Below are 18,771 nucleotides of genomic sequence, written 5' to 3'. Positions count from 1 at the left end.
GCCTTTAAATTATCATTTAACTGTCACGAATTTTCATTAAACAGCAGCCCGACGGATGCATGCGATCAACTTTTTACTACTTGTAAGCTGCTCCGACACTGGTTATACAGCGCTCAACAAGGCGTTAAGTTTAGGGATACAGATCATGAGTGACGGTTCAAAATTGGATTCTTATGTACCATCTGACGACGAGGAGTTCATGAACCCCCGTCAAGCTGCCTACTTTAGGAAAAAGCTTATCGACTGGAAAGATGAGATCTTGCAAGGCGCACGCGAGACAATGGGAAATCTAGCTGAAGAAAGCTCGAACCACCCGGATGTTGCGGATCGTGCATCATCAGAATCAGATCGTGCGATTGAACTTCGCGCACGTGATCGTCAGCGCAAGCTTATTTCAAAAATTGACGCTGCGCTTCGTCGCATTGACGAAGGTGAATACGGTTATTGTGAAGATACAGGCGAGCCAATCAGTTTAAGACGACTCGATGCAAGACCGATTGCAACATTGTCAATCGAAGCACAAGAACGTCATGAGCGCCGCGAAAAAGTTTACCGCGACGAATAGGCTTCTAGCTTTTATTTAATCTGGATTTTTGCGCTTCATCTAGAAGTGCTTTGAGTTTGTTGACGCGCTCTTCTGCGGTTTCTGGAATGGGTTCCAATGGCTGTGAGCGTTGGCTACCTGGTTGCGTTTTTGGCTGTGTATTCTGCTGAGATTGCAGGACTGAATGGAAATCATCAGTGTCATCACACATAACAGGTTTAGGCTGAGTTGGCTTCGCAGCTTGTGCGTCCTTAGGTGTAAAAATTCGATCTCTGGCTTGATCAAAAAAATCAATTGCATCTTGCTCGGTATTAAGGGCAGGCGCTGCGGCACCCGTTGGAGTTTGGCTTGTCTGAGTGGCGGTATTATCGGGAGTTAATGCTTGCGCGACCGGTAGTTTTTGAGCTGCTTCACTCGTCTCAATAACAAGATCAGTTGGTCCACCCACCAGAACGAGATGCTCTTTGCCATCTTTTTGAATAAGAACAAGTTTGCGCTTTTGATCAACTGCGATTGTCTCAACAACCGATAATCGGGAGCCAGCATTTAGTTTTTGTCCCAAGGCGGCCAGATTAAATTTTTTCTTCAAGAAAAAGGCCACGACTGCAAAAAGCCCGATGGCAACACCGACAATGAGCAATGCGAAAACCAGACTGCCAATTGGGTCACTCGTTGTCTCAGTCATGATGCACCTAAATATTACGCGTATCATCTACGCGATGTTGAGTATAAGATCGTTGTAAGTGGAAGTTATAGCTGATTCTTAGTGAAAAATCGCGAAAGGCGTGGGGATATCTTATTAATGCCCTTTCGATGTGGAAAAATTAGCTTAAATATTAGGTTTAGAGATGGAAATAAGCCTGCCATCATCGTTTGAGCTATCCGAGGGGGTAGACGTGATTAACAACTGATCTGCGTCGGAATAAAATATGGATCACCAGCCCAAATCAAAACCCGCAATGAAACTCATAGTCGTTGCTCTTGTGATGATAGCCTTTTCGGTCGTCTTCTTCCTTTATCGCAATCAGATTGACATCAATGTGTTGCTTATTGGTTTGGGTCTTTTGGGCATGTTGGGCATATTTTTTATTGTATCGCTCATCACTGGATTGATCGGTTTTGCACCGAAACCAAAATCAGATCCATTTGCATTTGAAATCCTAGATAGCCAACCACAGGGTATTTTGATTTCTGATCAAAAAGACCGCGTCATATATGGCAATAGCGCATATCGCGCACTTGTGGGTGCAGACAATGAGCAGGAATTAAAATCGGTAAGTCTTCTTTTGGGGCACGATCCAGCAGCAACTGAGGCTGTGTATCGTTTAACCAGCGGTATTCGCGAGGGTGTATCCAAGCAGGAAGAATTTCGTTTAACCTCTGCACTACACGCTTCCGATGGCGAAGTCGCTCCACGTTGGTATCGATTATCAGCTCGACCATTTTCAAGTGAAGACAAAGATGATTTTATCGCGTGGGAATTATCGGACATCACAGGTGATCGTTCTGATCAGGAACGTGTATTTAAAGAATTACAATACGCGATTGATTATCTTGATCATGCTCCTGTTGGGTTTTTCTCAGCGGATCAAGATGGCAATATTTTATATATTAATGCGACCCTTGCTGATTGGCTTGCAATTGATCTAACCAGCTTTGTTTCTGGTTCTATCGCCATACCAGAAATTGTTGCGGGTGAGGGCATTGCACTAATTAATTCAGTACAAGCGGAACCTGGGCTTAACAGGACAGCGCAGCTTGATTTGGATTTGTTAAAGCAAAATGGACAAAGTCTTCCGGTTAAACTTGTGCACAAGGTCTCAACGACACGTGATGGTGCGCCTGGTGAAAGCCGAACCATCGTTGTAAAGCGCGATGATGAGCCAGGTGCAAATGCATCTCCTGCTGCGGCTGAAATGCGTTTTACGCGGTTCTTTAACAACACGCCAATGGCAATCTCGTCGATAGATTCTGAGGGTAAGATCCTTCGTACCAATGCGCCGTTTTTGAAGATGTTTGACGGAATTGTCAGCCGGTTGGATATTGAAAAAGGCGTACAGTTGGAAACTCTCTTCAGAGAGGAAGACATCGCATCCTATACGGAAAGCTTAGAAAAAGCTGCTGATAAGCAAGGTAATATACCCCCTTTGATGCACGCCATCCCAAAGATGACGAGCGGTATTTCCGTTTTTACGTCAATGCAGTAATTGAACAAGGCGATGAAAATTCCCGTGATAAGGCAATCATCTATGTTGTTGAAACCACAGAGCAAAAAGCGTTTGAATCGCAAATGGCGCAAACACAGAAAATGAATGCTGTTGGTACGTTAGCGGGCGGAATTGCGCATGATTTTAATAATGTTTTGACGGCTATTTTGCTGTCATCAGATCACTTGTTACTCTCATCCCGTCCTGCGGACAGCGATTTTGCAGATTTAATGGAAATTAAACGCAATGCGAACCGTGCTGCTGTGCTGGTACGCCAGCTCTTGGCATTCTCGCGCAAGCAAACCATGCGCCCCTCGGTCTTATCGATGACCGATGTGGTGGGTGATTTACGCATGTTGGTCGACAGGTTAACCGGAACAAATGTGAAGCTTGATGTAGAATTTGGCAAAGATGTTTGGCCAGTTAAAACCGATCTTGGCCAGTTTGAGCAGGTTCTGGTCAATCTTGCCGTTAATGCCCGCGATGCCATGCCGGATGGTGGTACGGTCACCATTCGAACCTCTAATGTGGAAGAAGCTGAGATTAAAGAGCTTAATCATCGTGGCATGAGCGAAGGTGACTTTGTGCTTGTGGAGGTTGAGGATCAAGGAACGGGTATTGAACCTGAAGTGCTTGAACAAATTTTTGAGCCGTTCTTTACAACCAAAGATGTGGGCAAGGGGACCGGGCTTGGCCTCTCGATGGTTTATGGCATTGTCAAACAATCTGGCGGCTTTATCTATACGGAATCTGAGGTAGGTAAGGGGACCACGTTTAAAATCTTCCTTCCTCGGCATATCGAAGAGGTTGAAGAGACAGAAGCTGAGGCAACATTCGCAACTTCTGGTAATAGTGCGAAACCAGAAGCTGCTTCATTGTCAAAGAAATCATCAGAATCAGCTGATCTGACGGGTGATTCCGCTGTTGTCTTGCTAGTTGAAGATGAAGAGGCGGTTCGGCGCGGCGGCAAACGCATGCTCGAAACACGCGGCTATGAAGTTCACGAAGCAGGATCTGGCGTTGAGGCCTTAGAGATCTTGGAAGAGCTTAATGGTGAAATTGATATTGTTGTATCTGATGTGGTGATGCCAGAAATGGATGGACCGACGCTCTTGCGCGAATTACGCAAAGATTATCCTGATATCAAATTCATCTTCGTGTCTGGCTATGCAGAAGATGCTTTTGCGAAGAATTTACCGGAAGGTGCCAAATTCGGCTTCTTACCTAAGCCATTTTCGCTAAAACAGCTCGCAACAGCTGTTCGAGACATGCTTGATAATTAAAATTGTATCTGTTTGAATGGGTTCATAAAGAATTAGTTCATCTTAATGCCTTATTTGAAGGTGATAGGTGATCCCAAACAAATTCTATGAAGGGGAATTTTATGAAAGCCCAGATTATTTCGGTTCTTATGGCAGGCGCGGTCCTTGCTTCTTGTACAACAACTGATCCGTTCACTGGTCAGCAAAAGGTCAACAATACAACAAAGGGTGCTGCCCTTGGTGCCGCAGCTGGTGCTGGTCTTGGTCTTCTTGCTGGTGGCGATGATCGTAAAAATGCGCTGATTGGCGCTGGTATTGGTCTGCTCGCAGGTGGTGCGATTGGTAATTACATGGACCAACAGGAAGCTGAGCTTCGTGCACAACTTCAGGGCACTGGGGTAACCGTTACACGTAACGGCAATCAGATTATTCTCAATATGCCATCAAATATTACGTTTGATGTAGGACAATCAGCAATTAAGCCGGCATTTGTAAACACATTGCGCGGTGTTGCGATTGTTGTGAACAAGTTTAACAAAACTTTGGTTGATGTTTACGGACACACAGATTCCACAGGTGAAGATCAGTACAATCTCACGCTATCAACTCAGCGCGCACAATCTGTGGCAAGCTATCTATCCCAGTCTGGTGTGGACGCGCGCCGCTTCCGTACACTTGGCTTTGGTGAAACACGTCCGATTGCTGACAACAGCACCGATGCGGGTCGTGCGGCCAACCGTCGTGTAGAAATTCAACTTTCTCCACTGTCATAGTCGGTTAAACTTTACAGAATGAAATAAACCCCGGTGGTCAACTGATCACCGGGGTTTTGTTTAAGTACACCGGTTTTTTTAAGAATTCTGGCTTAAAGCGAGCAGGCAATCTGTGCTGCGACTTTTGCGTTATTGCGCACTAAGGCGATATTCGTTTCCAAGCTTTTGCCGTTTGTTAATTCAAAAATCCGGGCAAGCAGAAATGGTGTCACGTCCTTACCTGATATCTTTTGATCATCTGCCTCTTTAAGCGCTTGCTCGATAAAACTGCTCATTTCATCCTGAGGGATTTCAGCGTCCTGCGGAACAGGATTGCCGACCAGCATTCCGCCGTGGTCCTGAAAACGACGTCGGGCATGTTCAAAATTTGCGATATCTTCAACATTATCCACACGTAATGGGGATGCATGATCTGATTTTGAAGACCAGAACGCTGGGAATTCATCCTGGCCAAGTGTGACCACGGGAACGCCATTGGTTTCTAAAACTTCCAGAGTTTTCGGCACATCCAAAATTGCCTTTGCACCGGCTGCAACAACAATAACCGGGGTTCTCGAAAGCTCTTGTAAATCAGCCGAGATATCAAAGCTGTCACTGGCACCGCGGTGAACTCCGCCAATGCCACCTGTTGCAAAGACAAAGATACCAGCTTGATGGGCGGCCATCATCGTTGCGGCCACTGTTGTTGCCCCCGTTTTTCCTTGCGCAATGGCAAATGCGAAATCCGCTCTGGATAATTTCATTGCATCGGGTGTTTTTGCTAGTTGTTCAATGGCTTCGCGTTCCAGCCCGACATGTAACTTGCCATCTAAAACCGCGATAGTTGCCGGCGTTGCGCCATTATCTCGAATAAGCTGTTCAACACCTGTTGCCATCTCAAAATTGCCAGGCCAAGGCATACCATGCGTTATGATTGTCGATTCAAGCGCTACAATGGGCGCATTTTTTGAAAGTGCATCCGCAACTTCAGCGCTATAGGTAATATCTAATTGAGTTTGCATTTGTGGCTACCTTGTTATTGGGATTGTTCAAGTTCTTTTTGAACAAGGTCGTGTGAAAGAAGAGGGTGTTGTGCACCGTTTATCGTGATTGTCAACCGCGCTGCAGCCATTCCAAACTCTAAAGCTTGTTGAATATTATGACCATCTTCAACTTGTGTAACAAATCCGGACAATGTGGCATCACCAGCGCCAGTGACATCTATAATTTTATCAATTTGTTTTGGTTTGAGGCTTATGTGCTCTGAGCCTTGTAAGAATCCTGTAATCTCATCTGCTCCATTGGTTATAATCGCGCCGCGTAGACCCAAAGCTTCCAGTGAGGTTTTTAATTCAGCCTGTGATGTATTCATAACGATTGCTTTGGCTTCATTCATATTCATTGCCAGACAATTTATCCGCTTCATGACCTTTAGATACCGCACAACTTTGGCAGGGGAGACGGCAATTGCATACCAATGACAATCATCATGTATTGTTCTTGATATCTCTATGAGAATATCTTCAGGTAAGTTTGCATCTGTGATCAAGATGCGAGAACTTTCGAGCTGCTTGATGGTTTCATCTTTAAGAAAGGATGCGGGGGTTAAGTCGTCATACAATTTCATATCAGCAAGAGCGGCAACAAGTTCACCATGTCGATCAATCAGTGCTGTATAGCTGGGGGTGTTACCATCGCATATAACCGGACAATCATTGATATCCTGTAGACCAATCTGATTTGAAACCAGATTTGCATTCCCATCATTTGCTCGTGGAGAAATAAAAGTAACATCAAGCCCAAGCCGAGATAAGTTGGCAGCAACATTAAATGCACCGCCACCGATAACTTCTTCAACGGTTCCCGGGATGCTGGCACCTGCAATATAGTCTTCAGTCATGGCACCTTTTCGGTCGATATGGGCGCCCCCGATTACTAAAACTGAATTCAAAACTATATACCTTTCACGAATCGTATATCATCACCCCAGCAAGTTTAATGTACATGGTTAGGATTGAACAGATTTAGAATATTGCCGTGTACAAAAAAAGAACAAAAGTGTTTTTATCGTTATATTGCAATAACTTAATTGGGTGTTGTCAAATGAGAACAAATAGAGTACATTTAAGTTAAGTTGGCGCTTGAACAAAGCGGTTGGTTTTAAACTTAGAGGTATCAGATCATGGGACAGAACTCCTTACGACTAGTAGAGGAAAAATCGGTGGATAAAAGTAAAGCGCTAGATGCAGCACTTTCTCAAATTGAGCGCTCATATGGCAAGGGCTCAATTATGAAGCTTGGATCAAATGAGAATGTTGTTGAGATTGAAAAAGTTTCAACTGGTTCGCTTGGTCTGGATATTGCGCTTGGTATTGGGGGACTACCTAAGGGCAGAATTATTGAAATTTATGGTCCTGAAAGTTCTGGTAAGACAACACTTGCGTTGCAAACAATTGCAGAAGCGCAAAAAGATGGTGGCATTTGCGGCTTTATCGATGCGGAACATGCGCTTGATCCGGTTTATGCTCGTAAACTGGGTGTTGACCTTGAAGACTTATTGATCTCTCAGCCTGATACCGGTGAGCAGGCGCTTGAAATTACAGATACGCTTGTGCGTTCTGGTGCGCTTGATGTTTTGGTTATTGACTCTGTTGCTGCTTTAACGCCGCGTGCTGAGATTGAAGGTGAGATGGGTGATAGCCTTCCTGGTCTTCAAGCTCGTCTTATGAGCCAGGCGCTTCGTAAGTTGACGGCTTCTATTGCAAAATCAAACTGCATGGTGATTTTCATCAACCAGATCCGTATGAAGATTGGTGTGATGTTTGGTTCTCCTGAAACCACAACAGGTGGTAACGCGCTTAAGTTTTACGCATCTGTCCGTCTTGATATTCGCCGCATTGGCGCTGTGAAAGATCGTGATGAAATCGTGGGTAACCAGACACGTGTGAAGGTTGTTAAAAATAAAATGGCGCCTCCATTCAAACAGGTTGAATTTGATATTATGTATGGAGCGGGGTCGTCCAAAACCGGTGAATTGGTTGATCTTGGTGTAAAGGCTGGGATCGTTGAAAAGTCAGGTTCCTGGTTCTCTTATAATAGTCAGCGTTTGGGGCAAGGCCGGGAAAATGCGAAGCAGTTCCTCGCTGATAATCGCGAAGTTGCTGATGAGATTGAATTGTCATTGCGCCAGAATGCGGGTCTTATCGCTGAGCAATTGCTTGACGATCCTTCAGGCGGTAAAGAAGAAGATGATGTTGCTGCTGGTGGTGAGAAATAGGTTCAACCCACCTCAAGTGCAAAAAGTAAAACTTAAAGCCACCTATATTGGGTGGCTTTTTTGGTTTTTGAGACCGAACATTCAAGCCGACACCTAAAAATATATGATTTTCTCTTAGAATACCTGCGAAGCGGCATTATATGGTTGATATAATTGGTTTTCGAATTTAAGAAAAATCGATGATTGATCAGCATGGGGTGCAAATTTTCACGCACTCGTAGCTAGCGGAGTTTAAGACGGATATGAGTAGCGTAAACGATATTAGATCGGTTTTCTTAGATTACTTTAAGGGACAAGGGCATGAAGTTGTATCTTCAAGCTCACTGGTTCCTCAAAATGATCCAACATTGATGTTTACCAATGCCGGCATGGTTCAGTTCAAGAACGTCTTTACTGGCCTTGAGCAACGCCCTTATAAAACTGCCGCGACATCGCAAAAATGTGTACGCGCTGGCGGTAAACACAATGATTTGGATAATGTTGGTTATACGGCGCGTCATCATACATTCTTTGAAATGCTCGGTAACTTCTCCTTTGGTGATTATTTTAAAGAGCAAGCCATTACGCATGCGTGGAATTTGATCACGAAGGAATATGGTCTTCCTAAAGATAAACTACTTGTGACTGTTTACTCAGAAGATGAAGAAGCTGCGAATCTTTGGAAAAAGGTTGCTGGTTTTTCTGATGAGAAAATTATCCGCATTTCAACAAGTGATAACTTTTGGTCCATGGGCGATGTAGGTCCTTGTGGTCCATGTTCTGAAATCTTTTTTGATCATGGTGACCACATTTGGGGAGGGCCTCCAGGATCTCCTGAAGAAGATGGTGATCGCTTTATCGAAATTTGGAACCTTGTTTTCATGCAATATGAGCAGGTTTCATCAGATGAACGCTTGAATCTACCTAAACCATCAATTGACACAGGTATGGGGCTTGAGCGTATTGCCGCTGTATTGCAAGGCAAACACAATAATTATGAAATAGATCTGTTTGAAAAACTCATTCGTGCATCAGAAGAGGCAACGGGTGTGAAAGCGGAAGGTGATCAATTGCCAAGCCATCGCGTGATCGCAGATCACTTGCGCGCTTGTAGCTTCTTGGTTGCTGATGGGGTATTACCGTCCAATGAAGGTCGTGGATATGTGCTACGCCGTATTATGCGCCGCGCGATGCGTCACGCGAATCTTTTGGGTGCAAAAGAACCTTTGATGCATAAGCTAGTTCCAAGTTTGGTGCTAGAAATGGGTGACGCGTTCCCAGAATTACGTCAAACAGAAGACTTGATCAAAGAAACATTTGAAATCGAAGAAGTGCGTTTCCAGCGCACGCTTGGTCGTGGGCTTCAGTTGCTTAATGAAGCAACGGATGGCATGTCAGAAGGTGATGAGCTGAAAGGTGATGTTGCATTTAAGCTTTATGACACTTATGGCTTCCCGCTTGATCTGACGCAGGATGCATTGCGTGCACGCTCAATTGAAGTCGATGTTGATGGCTTTAATGCCTCTATGGAAAAGCAAAAAGCTGAAGCACGTGCGAACTGGTCTGGTTCTGGCGATGCAGCTTCTGAAGCCGTATGGTTCTCTGTCTTTGATCGCGTGGGTCCAACTGAATTTTTGGGTTATGACAAACTCCTTGCCGAAGGCGTTGTTCATGCAATTGCGATGGATGGTGCTGAAGTTGAAACCGCTTCTGAAGGTCAGAAAGTTGATATGGTCTTTAACCAATCACCGTTCTACGCTGAAATGGGTGGTCAGGTTGGAGATAGCGGTCAAGTTATCTTTGAAAACGGTGCTATTGCAGAGGTTTCTTCTGTATCGAAAAAAGCAGATGGCTTGTTTGTTCATCATGGTGTGTTGCAAAATGGTTCGATCAAAACTGGCGATGCTGGACGTTTGGAAGTTAATGCTGAACGTCGTGCTGATATTTGCCGTAACCACTCAGCAACGCACTTATTGCATGAAAGCCTTCGTCAGGTGCTTGGTGAGCATGTGGCGCAAAAAGGCTCTCTTGTATCTGAGAACCGATTGCGGTTTGACTTTTCACACCAAAAACCAATTGGCGATGAGGAACTTCAAGCGATTGAGAGCATCACCAATGAGGTTGTGCTGCAAAGCAATCCAGTGACCACCCGCGTGATGGGCGTTGATGATGCTAAAGAAGCAGGCGCACGTGCCTTGTTCGGTGAGAAGTATGGCGATGAAGTTCGCGTTGTCGCAATGGGTGAGCAGGTAGAAGGCTCAAACCATGATGGCCAGTTCTCTGTCGAATTGTGTGGTGGTACGCATGTCGCTAATACCGGTGAAATCGGTGTTGTAACGGTATTGAGCGAAAGTGCTGTCTCTGCAGGGGTTAGACGTATTGAAGCGCTAACAGGCGATGCTGCGCGTGATCATTTCAGAACACAGGAGCAAAATCTTAAGGCAGCAGCTGCTGCGCTTAAAGTTACGCCATCTGATGTGGCACCGCGTGTTGCGCAATTGCTTGAAGAGCGCAAGCAGCTCGAAAAAGAACTTGCTGACGCAAAACGCCAACTGGCAATGGGCGGCGGCTCTAAAGGTGATCAACCGGAAGAAGTCAACGGTATCAAGTTTTTGGGTAAGGTCGTTGAGGGCATCGGTGGACGCGAGCTAAAAGCACTTGCTGATGATGGTAAGAAATCACTTGGCTCAGGTGTTGTTGTTTTTGTCGGTCTTGATAATGGTAAAGCGGGTGTCGTTGTCGGGGTCACAGATGACCTTACTGATAAATACAGCGCGGTTGATTTGGTGCGTGCCGCTTCTGAAGCCGTTGGTGGCAAAGGTGGCGGTGGCCGTCCTGACATGGCTCAAGCCGGTGGTCCGGATGCATCTAAAGCGGATGCAGCAGTTGATGCGGTAAAAGCATTTTTGTCATAAACCATAGATAAATTCATAAAAAAGGCCCGCGAAACTTAATTTCGCGGGCCTTTTTGATTCAATTTCTTAAGTTTTAAGCTTAAGCCATTGCTTTTTGCAAGTTTTCGTCAACTTTGTCCAAGAAGCCAGTTGTCGACAACCAAGGTTGATCTGGACCGATAAGCAGTGCCAAGTCTTTTGTCATGTAGCCTGACTCAACTGTATCGATACATACTTTTTCAAGTGTAAGTGCGAATTTTGCAAGCTCAGCATTGTCATCCAATTTTGCACGGTGAGCCAAACCACGTGTCCAAGCAAAGATAGATGCGATGGAGTTTGTTGACGTCTCTTCACCTTTTTGGTGCTGACGATAGTGGCGTGTCACTGTACCGTGTGCAGCTTCTGCTTCCACAGTGCGGCCATCTGGTGACATAAGAACAGATGTCATAAGACCAAGTGAACCAAAGCCTTGCGCAACTGTATCTGACTGAACGTCGCCATCATAGTTCTTACAAGCCCAAACATAACCGCCAGACCATTTAAGGTTAGACGCAACCATATCATCGATCAAACGGTGTTCGTACCAAATTTTAGCTTCTTCGAATTTTTCTTTAAATTCGTTTTGGTAAACCTCTTCAAAGATATCTTTAAAGCGACCGTCATAAACTTTCATGATTGTGTTTTTCGTTGAAAGATAAACTGGAACGCCACGTTGTAGACCATAGTTCATAGATGCACGGGCGAAATCTTCGATTGATTTATCAAGGTTGTACATACCCATTGCAACACCAGAAGCTGGCGCGTCGAAGATGTCGTATTCTTGCTCAGTTCCATCTTCACCAACAAATTTCATGGTGATTTTGCCTTTGCCAGGGAATTTGAAATCCGTAGCGCGGTATTGGTCACCAAATGCGTGACGGCCAACGATAACTGGTTTTGTCCAACCTGGAACCAGGCGAGGGACGTTTTGACAGATGATCGGCTCACGGAAGATCACGCCGCCTAGGATGTTACGGATCGTGCCGTTTGGCGAACGATACATCTTTTTAAGGTCGAATTCTTCAACACGCGCTTCATCAGGAGTGATTGTCGCACATTTAACGCCAACGCCATATTCTTTAATCGCATTTGCTGCGTCGATTGTGATTTGGTCATCTGTCGCATCGCGGCTTTCCATACCGAGATCATAGTATTTTAGATCAATATCGAGATATGGGTGGATGAGTTTATCCTTGATGAACTGCCAAATGATACGAGTCATTTCATCGCCATCTAGTTCAACGACAGGGTTGTCGACCTTAATTTTTGCCATGTTGCGGACCTTTGTTCTGGAAGTAATACAGACACTACTTAATTCAAATTTTCTAAAGATGCGCCCTCATAGCAAAGCATTTGTTGCGGTGCAATGTTTTGAGGCAATAAAGCTTGTCGTCAACAGATAAATCCGTGCAATTTCAGGCTGCGCTTTTCATTTTACATGATATATGGCACAGAAAATTTGAATAAATTTAGTGTGGAACAAAAGAAATGGCTGGCTCAAATTCTAAACGCGAAATGCTCACCGAGGGTCCAATAGTGATTTTGGTTGAGCCGCAATTAGGTGAAAATATTGGAATGGTTGCCCGCGCAATGGCCAATTTCGGATTGTCTGAGTTGCGACTTGTCGCCCCGCGTGATGGCTGGCCAAATGAAAAGGCTGTTTCCGCCGCTTCCAAAGCTGACCATATCATCGAAGGAACGGTGGTTTACGAGACGCTTCGTGAAGCAATTGCCGATGTTAATTTTGTGATGGCGACGACCGCACGAGAACGCGATGGTCATAAACCTGTGCAAGGCCCGGTAACAGCTGCAAAAGACATGCGCGCGCGACATAATAAAGGTGAGCGTGTTGCTCTATTGTTTGGTCGTGAACGCATTGGTTTGCGCAATGATGAAGTTGGTTTGGCTGATGAACTTGTTACATTTCCGGTAAATCCAGCCTTTGCATCGCTTAATATCGCGCAAGCTGTGCTGTTGATGTCCTATGAGTGGCTCAAAACAGGTTTGGCATCTGAAACAGATATCCCGCATGAAGTTCGATCTTTTGAACCAGCGCCAAAGCATTTGTTGCATGGTTTTTTAGATCAGATTGAAGAAGCATTGGATGTGCGCGGGTATTTTCGATCTGAAAAGAAAAAGCCAGCAGTTGTTGATAATTTACGCGCTGTGCTGACGCGGCCTGCATTTTCTTCTGAAGAAGTGCATTTTTTGCGCGGGGTTATATCTTCACTTGATCGTTTTAGCAGATCTGCCCCAAAAGGGTCATCAGGACCTGGTTTAGGTGGTTCAGATGATGATGATGAAGGAAAGAATTAAGCCTTGCTCGAGCCCAGCCAACGCCCTGTACTTTTATTTGATAGTGGAATAGGGGGCTTAACAGTCCTCAGACAAGCACGTGTGCTTGCGCCAGAGCGGCAGTTTATTTACGTCGCTGACGATGAAGCATTTCCATATGGTTCTTGGCAGGAGAGCGAACTTGAAGCGCATATTGTGGGCTTGATGGGGCGATTAATCGATGCTTATCGCCCTGAATTGATCATTATAGCGTGTAATACGGCATCAACTCTTGTGATGCCCGCATTGCGCAAAGCATTTCCGGAGATCAAATTTGTCGGCACAGTGCCTGCGATTAAACCGGCTGCTGAGCGCACAAGTTCAGGGCTTATTTCGGTGTTGGCAACGCCAGGTACTGTTAAACGCGCCTATACACGCGATCTTATTCAATCTTTTGCGCAGAGTTGCCATGTCAGGTTAGTTGGATCGGAGGATCTCGCCGGGCTTTGCGAAGCTTATATGCGCGGTGATGAAGTGGAACGCTCGCAACTCACCCCAATTGTAGATCAATGTCTGCTCGAAAAAGATGGCAAACGCACCGATATTGTCGTGCTTGCCTGCACGCATTATCCGTTTTTGGTCAATAAGTTTCGTCAGGTTGCAAAATGGCCGGTTGATTGGCTGGATCCTGCTGAAGCAATTGCGCGGCATGCTATCAGCTTATTAGATCGCAAAAGTCGGGATCAATTTGTCCCTGAGCATGACATTGCAATGTTTACCTCAGGGCAGGTGAGTTTTGCCAAAGCCCAATTGATCAAGGGCTTTGGTTTAACAATCACGACATAATGTTTTTATTAGCGAAGACGTTTTGAAGGCCTTGGTTCTGGAACCAATTCGCCATTTAAACGGCGATCAAGATAATCGGCGCATTCTGCAATTAATGCGTCTGTCTTATCCGTAAAGAAGTGGTTTGCATCAAGCATTGTCTGCTGCGTGATCAGAATACCTTTTTGCGTGCGCAATTTGTCGACGAGTGCTTGCACATCTTTTTCTGGCGCAACACGATCTGCATCACCATGGATAATAAGGCCAGATGATGGGCATGGTGCTAGAAATGAGAAGTCATATGTATTCGGCTGGGGTGCAATTGACATAAAGCCTTCAATCTCAGGACGGCGCATTAAAAGCTGCATGCCAATCCATGCACCAAATGAGTAGCCAGCCACCCAACAATTTTTCGAATCAGGGTGAAGGGTCTGGATCCAATCCAATGCTGCTGCTGCATCAGACAATTCACCTGCGCCATGATCAAATTGGCCTTGGCTTCGACCAATGCCGCGGAAGTTAAAGCGCAATGTTGTAAAGCCGCGTTGTTGGAACATGTAAAACAGATCATAAACGATCTTGTTGTTCATTGTTCCGCCAAATTGTGGGTGCGGGTGCAATATAATAGCAATTGGTGCGTTTTTTTCAGTACCAGGTTGATAACGACCCTCTAGTCGGCCACTTGGACCATTAAAAATCACCTCAGGCATATTTACTCCAATTTATTTGGCCTAACATTCCCAAAAAATTTTGGGTCAATTAGGGAATTCGTTACGCAAGCCTTGACGAAGACTGTTGGTCTTACTAGAAGCTAGTTTAGAATTATTCAAAAGTAGCTTTTGGTGCGTGATACTTTATTATCGAAGCTTCATAGGCCAAGCGAGGTCAAAAATTCAAGCATAAACGTCACGAAAGTGAAATTGCTTGCAAAAAGGTTGATTTTTAAAGATGCAAACGCGTGTTTACATGGATTACAATGCGACTGCACCGCTTCTAGACGGTGCACGCGATGCCATGTTGTCGTCTATGAATGAGCTTGGTAATCCCTCATCTGTCCATAAAGAAGGGCAGCAGGCACGAAGAATCATCAATGCAGCGCGTGATAATCTTGCTAAATTATGTTCTGCTGAGGCTGCACATATCACATTTACCTCTGGTGCAACTGAGGCCGCGACGCATCTCCTCACACCTAATTATAAAATGGGTCGTGCTGATCTGAAGATTTCAAAACTTTATGTTTCAGCTGTTGAACATCCATGTCTTTTATCCGGCGGACGTTTCGCGTCTGATGATGTGCAGATAATTGGTGTGGATGAGCATGGCCGAATTGATTTGGCTGAAATTGAGGTGAGCTTATCAAGCCATGATCAGTCTCACGGTTTGCCTATGCTTGCTTTACAGGCGGCAAATAATGAAACAGGTGTTCTGCAACCTGTCAAAGAGGCTATCTCTATTGCACGTAATCATAATGCCTTAGTAATTATTGATGCAGTGCAGGTGCTCGGTAAAAAGCCTTTATCAATTACAGAAATGGACGCGGACTTCTTCATTGTGTCTTCACACAAAATCGGCGGACCAAAAGGTGTTGGTGCAATTATCTCCAAGGGTGAGATTTTAATGCCTAGTCCCTTGATTGTCGGTGGTGGGCATGAAAAAGGCCATCGCGCTGGTACTGAAAATTTAATTGGGATAAGTGGCTTTGGCGCGGCTTGTGAAGTTGCTTTAAAGAACCTACAAGTGTTTCAAGAAATTGGAAACAAACGAGATCAATTAGAGCAAAAAATGCAAAATTTAGCTCCTGATTTAGTGATCCATGGCAAGGGTGTTGAACGTATAGATAACACGACGTGTTTTACCTTGCCGGGGATGAAATCAGAGACATTGCAAATTGCTTTTGACATGGAAGGAATTGCAGCTTCATCTGGATCTGCGTGTTCGTCAGGTAAAGTTGGTGAGAGCCACGTTTTGGTGGCAATGAAGACTGATGCGAAATCTGGTGCTTTACGTGTGAGTATGGGCCCTGACACTTCGGATGAGGATATTAGTAGATTTTTACAAGTGTTTGAAAAAACAAATAAAAGGCGATTGTCACGCCATTCAGAAGAATTAGCGGCTTCATAACCGTTAGGAAAATTCAAAGCAGAGGCTTTGAACAATAACAACAGATCTACCCGAAGCTATTGGGGCAGGGTGGGTTTGTGAATAAAGGAGTATTCCATGCCAGCGGTGCAGGAAACAATTGATCAGGTCAAAGAGATTGATATTGACCAATATAAATACGGATTTTCAACAGACATTGAAGTTGAAAAAGCTCCCAAAGGTCTAAATGAAGATATTATCCGCTTCATTTCTGCCAAAAAGGATGAGCCGCAATGGATGCTTGATTGGCGTTTGGCGGCTTATCAACGCTGGTTGACCATGGATGAGCCTGATTGGGCGCGAGTTAATTACCCAAAAATAGATTTCAATGACATCTATTACTACGCTGCGCCGAAGGGTCAAGACGGCCCGATGACGATCGATGATGTTGATCCTGAATTGCTCCGTACCTATGAAAAGCTCGGCATTCCGCTCAGTGAACAGGAAGTTCTTGCTGGTGTTCAACAGCGCAAGGTTGCTGTAGATGCTGTGTTTGACAGCGTGTCAGTGGTGACAACATTTAAGGAAGAGCTTTCCAAAGCTGGTGTGATTTTCATGTCAATTTCAGAAGCTATCCGCGAATACCCAGAATTGGTTCAAAAGTATTTAGGTTCTGTTGTTCCTGTGACAGACAATTATTACGCAACACTCAATTCAGCCGTGTTTACAGACGGCTCATTCGTTTATGTGCCAAAAGGCGTTCGCTGCCCAATGGAATTGTCGACTTATTTCCGTATCAATGAGGAAAATACAGGTCAGTTCGAGCGCACGCTCATCATCGCTGAAGATGAGGCTTATGTGTCTTATCTTGAGGGTTGTACTGCACCACAACGCGATGAAAACCAGCTTCATGCAGCTGTTGTGGAATTGGTTGCTATGGATGATGCTGAGATTAAATACTCAACAGTACAAAATTGGTATCCCGGTGATAAAGACGGAAAAGGTGGTATTTACAACTTTGTGACCAAACGTGGCGATTGTCGCGGTAAGAACTCCAAAATCTCTTGGACACAAGTTGAAACTGGTTCTGCGATTACATGGAAATATCCATCATGCATTTTGCGTGGTGATGGTTCTCGCGGTGAGTTTTACTCCATTGCGGTGTCTAATGGTCACCAACAAGTGGACTCAGGCACCAAGATGATCCATTTGGGTAAAAACACATCAAGCCGTATCATCTCAAAAGGGATTTCAGCAGGCGTGTCGCAAAACACCTATCGTGGACAGGTTTCAGCGCACCGAAAAGCGGCAAATGCGCGAAACTTCACGCAATGTGATTCCCTTCTTATTGGCGATCAATGTGGTGCGCATACAGTGCCATATATCGAAGCCAAGAATGCATCGGCACAGTTTGAGCATGAAGCAACAACATCAAAGATCTCAGACGATCAGTTGTTCTATTGCTTGGCGCGCGGCATTCCGGAAGAGGAAGCAATTGCGCTGATTGTGAATGGGTTTGTGAAAGAAGTCATTCAAGAATTGCCAATGGAGTTTGCCGTTGAGGCACAGAAGTTGATTGGAATTTCACTGGAGGGGAGTGTGGGCTAATGGATTTGACAGCTATTGCTTGGTACGCAGCTATTTGTGGGGCGCTATCAGCGCTGGCACCAGTATTCGGCGGACGAACGACGCGCATTGTCGTCGGAGCAACAGTTGGCATTATCGCAGCAAGCCTTTTCCCTCTAGCTAAGAGCCTTATGGGTTATTAATCGCGGATTTTGAGTGATCGATCCGAACATAAATTAAGCTGAATTCAGCACAAAAAGTGAGATAGAAATGTTAGAAATTAGAGACCTACATGCGAAGATCGCAGACACAGATACCGAGATTATTCGCGGTCTTAACCTGAAAGTTGAAGCAGGCGAAGTTGCTGCCATTATGGGACCAAACGGTTCTGGTAAATCAACGTTGTCATACATCCTTGCAGGTCGTGAAGATTATGAAGTGACATCGGGCGACATCATTTATAACGGTGAATCTGTGCTTGAAATGGATCCATCAGAGCGTGCTGCTAGCGGCGTGTTCCTTGCGTTCCAATACCCTGTTGAAATCCCAGGTGTTGCGACAATGGAATTTTTGAAAACAGCTATGAACGAACAGCGCAAAGCGCGCGGTGAAGAAGAGCTTTCTATTCCTGATTTCATCCGCAAAGTAAAAGAAGCTGCTGGTGATCTTAAAATCGATATGGCGATGCTAAAGCGTCCGCTTAATGTTGGTTTCTCAGGTGGTGAAAAGAAACGCGCTGAAATCTTGCAGATGAAACTACTTGCACCGCAACTCTGCGTGCTTGATGAGACAGATTCAGGTCTTGATATTGATGCGCTAAAAATTGTGTCTGATGGTGTAAACGCGCTGCGTGATCCAAACCGTGCTGTTGTTGTGATCACCCACTATCAGCGTCTGCTTGAGCATATTGTACCTGATAGCGTTCATGTTCTTTACAAAGGCCAAGTCATCAAATCAGGCGACAAGTCATTGGCGCTTGAGCTTGAAGAAAATGGCTATGCAAATGTAATCGAGGCTGCTGCTTAAACCTGAATATTCAGGTTTTAGCATTCAAATTCACCTCCTAGGAGATT

15 protein-coding genes and 1 pseudogene are annotated in these 18,771 nt (G+C 45.0%); 11 read left to right on the top strand and 5 right to left on the bottom strand.

Annotated elements, in window-relative coordinates:
- Positions 1–145: 145 nt before the first annotated feature.
- Complete coding sequence (dksA, locus tag ACZ1GZ_RS14135) at positions 146–565, top strand: RNA polymerase-binding protein DksA (protein WP_472665535.1); 420 nt, start codon at positions 146–148, stop codon at positions 563–565.
- A 4-nt stretch (positions 566–569) separates the two neighbouring features.
- Here the strand turns inward: dksA and ACZ1GZ_RS14130 are convergent, their stop codons facing one another.
- Entirely contained in the window at positions 570–1,229 is a 660-nt protein-coding gene (locus tag ACZ1GZ_RS14130; protein ID WP_472665534.1) for a flagellar biosynthetic protein FliO, read from the bottom strand.
- Positions 1,230–1,473: 244 nt separating this feature from the next.
- Between ACZ1GZ_RS14130 and cckA the strand changes: the two are divergent.
- Both cckA and ACZ1GZ_RS14120 read left to right on the top strand, forming a co-directional pair.
- Positions 1,474–4,034, top strand: a pseudogene (gene cckA / locus ACZ1GZ_RS14125) (cell cycle histidine kinase CckA).
- Positions 4,035–4,135: 101 nt separating this feature from the next.
- Entirely contained in the window at positions 4,136–4,786 is a 651-nt protein-coding gene (locus ACZ1GZ_RS14120) for a YiaD family glycine zipper/OmpA-like lipoprotein (RefSeq protein ID WP_472665533.1), read from the top strand.
- 92 nt (positions 4,787–4,878) lie between these two features.
- Here the strand turns inward: ACZ1GZ_RS14120 and ACZ1GZ_RS14115 are convergent, their stop codons facing one another.
- Both ACZ1GZ_RS14115 and ACZ1GZ_RS14110 read right to left on the bottom strand, forming a co-directional pair.
- Complete coding sequence (locus ACZ1GZ_RS14115) at positions 4,879–5,787, bottom strand: pseudouridine-5'-phosphate glycosidase (RefSeq protein ID WP_472665532.1); 909 nt, start codon at positions 5,785–5,787, stop codon at positions 4,879–4,881.
- A gap of 14 nt (positions 5,788–5,801) precedes the next feature.
- Complete coding sequence (locus tag ACZ1GZ_RS14110; protein ID WP_472665531.1) at positions 5,802–6,716, bottom strand: carbohydrate kinase family protein; 915 nt, start codon at positions 6,714–6,716, stop codon at positions 5,802–5,804.
- 231 nt (positions 6,717–6,947) lie between these two features.
- Between ACZ1GZ_RS14110 and recA the strand changes: the two genes are divergently transcribed.
- Together recA and alaS are read left to right on the top strand one after the other, a co-directional pair.
- A complete protein-coding gene (gene recA / locus ACZ1GZ_RS14105; protein ID WP_472665530.1) occupies positions 6,948–8,042 on the top strand; it encodes a recombinase RecA in 1,095 nt (364 codons plus the stop codon).
- A gap of 242 nt (positions 8,043–8,284) precedes the next feature.
- Positions 8,285–10,936 carry an alanine--tRNA ligase gene (gene alaS, locus ACZ1GZ_RS14100; protein WP_472665529.1) on the top strand — a complete coding sequence of 884 codons (2,652 nt, stop codon included), beginning with the start codon at positions 8,285–8,287 and terminating at the stop codon, positions 10,934–10,936.
- A 79-nt stretch (positions 10,937–11,015) separates the two neighbouring features.
- Here alaS and ACZ1GZ_RS14095 read toward each other — a convergent pair whose 3' ends face one another.
- Positions 11,016–12,227, bottom strand: a complete 1,212-nt coding sequence (locus ACZ1GZ_RS14095; protein ID WP_472665528.1) for an NADP-dependent isocitrate dehydrogenase — start codon at positions 12,225–12,227, stop codon at positions 11,016–11,018.
- A 215-nt stretch (positions 12,228–12,442) separates the two neighbouring features.
- On the opposite strand from ACZ1GZ_RS14095, the gene ACZ1GZ_RS14090 reads away from it, so the two are divergent.
- Both ACZ1GZ_RS14090 and murI read left to right on the top strand, forming a co-directional pair.
- Positions 12,443–13,270 (top strand): RNA methyltransferase, encoded by an 828-nt coding sequence (locus ACZ1GZ_RS14090; protein WP_472665527.1) that lies wholly within the window; start codon positions 12,443–12,445, stop codon positions 13,268–13,270.
- Positions 13,271–13,273: 3 nt separating this feature from the next.
- The gene (murI, locus tag ACZ1GZ_RS14085) at positions 13,274–14,074 is read left to right on the top strand and encodes a glutamate racemase (RefSeq protein ID WP_472665526.1); all 801 of its coding nucleotides are present in this window, start codon (positions 13,274–13,276) and stop codon (positions 14,072–14,074) included.
- An 8-nt stretch (positions 14,075–14,082) separates the two neighbouring features.
- Here the strand turns inward: murI and ACZ1GZ_RS14080 are convergent, their stop codons facing one another.
- Entirely contained in the window at positions 14,083–14,763 is a 681-nt protein-coding gene (locus ACZ1GZ_RS14080; protein WP_472665525.1) for an alpha/beta hydrolase, read from the bottom strand.
- 238 nt (positions 14,764–15,001) lie between these two features.
- Between ACZ1GZ_RS14080 and ACZ1GZ_RS14075 the strand changes: the two genes are divergently transcribed.
- The 4 genes from ACZ1GZ_RS14075 (at position 15,002) to sufC (ending at position 18,724) form a co-directional block, all read left to right on the top strand.
- Entirely contained in the window at positions 15,002–16,174 is a 1,173-nt protein-coding gene (locus tag ACZ1GZ_RS14075; protein ID WP_472665524.1) for a cysteine desulfurase family protein, read from the top strand.
- A 96-nt stretch (positions 16,175–16,270) separates the two neighbouring features.
- The gene (gene sufB, locus ACZ1GZ_RS14070; RefSeq protein WP_472665523.1) at positions 16,271–17,740 is read left to right on the top strand and encodes a Fe-S cluster assembly protein SufB; all 1,470 of its coding nucleotides are present in this window, start codon (positions 16,271–16,273) and stop codon (positions 17,738–17,740) included.
- Positions 17,740–17,901, top strand: coding sequence for a hypothetical protein (locus ACZ1GZ_RS14065; RefSeq protein WP_472665522.1), 162 nt, complete (start codon positions 17,740–17,742; stop codon positions 17,899–17,901). Before sufB ends, ACZ1GZ_RS14065 begins: the two co-directional genes overlap by 1 nt.
- A 67-nt stretch (positions 17,902–17,968) precedes the next feature.
- Positions 17,969–18,724 carry a Fe-S cluster assembly ATPase SufC gene (gene sufC, locus ACZ1GZ_RS14060; RefSeq protein WP_472665521.1) on the top strand — a complete coding sequence of 252 codons (756 nt, stop codon included), beginning with the start codon at positions 17,969–17,971 and terminating at the stop codon, positions 18,722–18,724.
- Positions 18,725–18,771 lie beyond the last annotated feature (47 nt).

Source organism: Lentilitoribacter sp. JB5-8, assembly GCF_055693385.1.
Note: the sequence above shows the minus strand (reverse complement) of the source record. Positions and strands in the feature narration are given on the sequence as shown.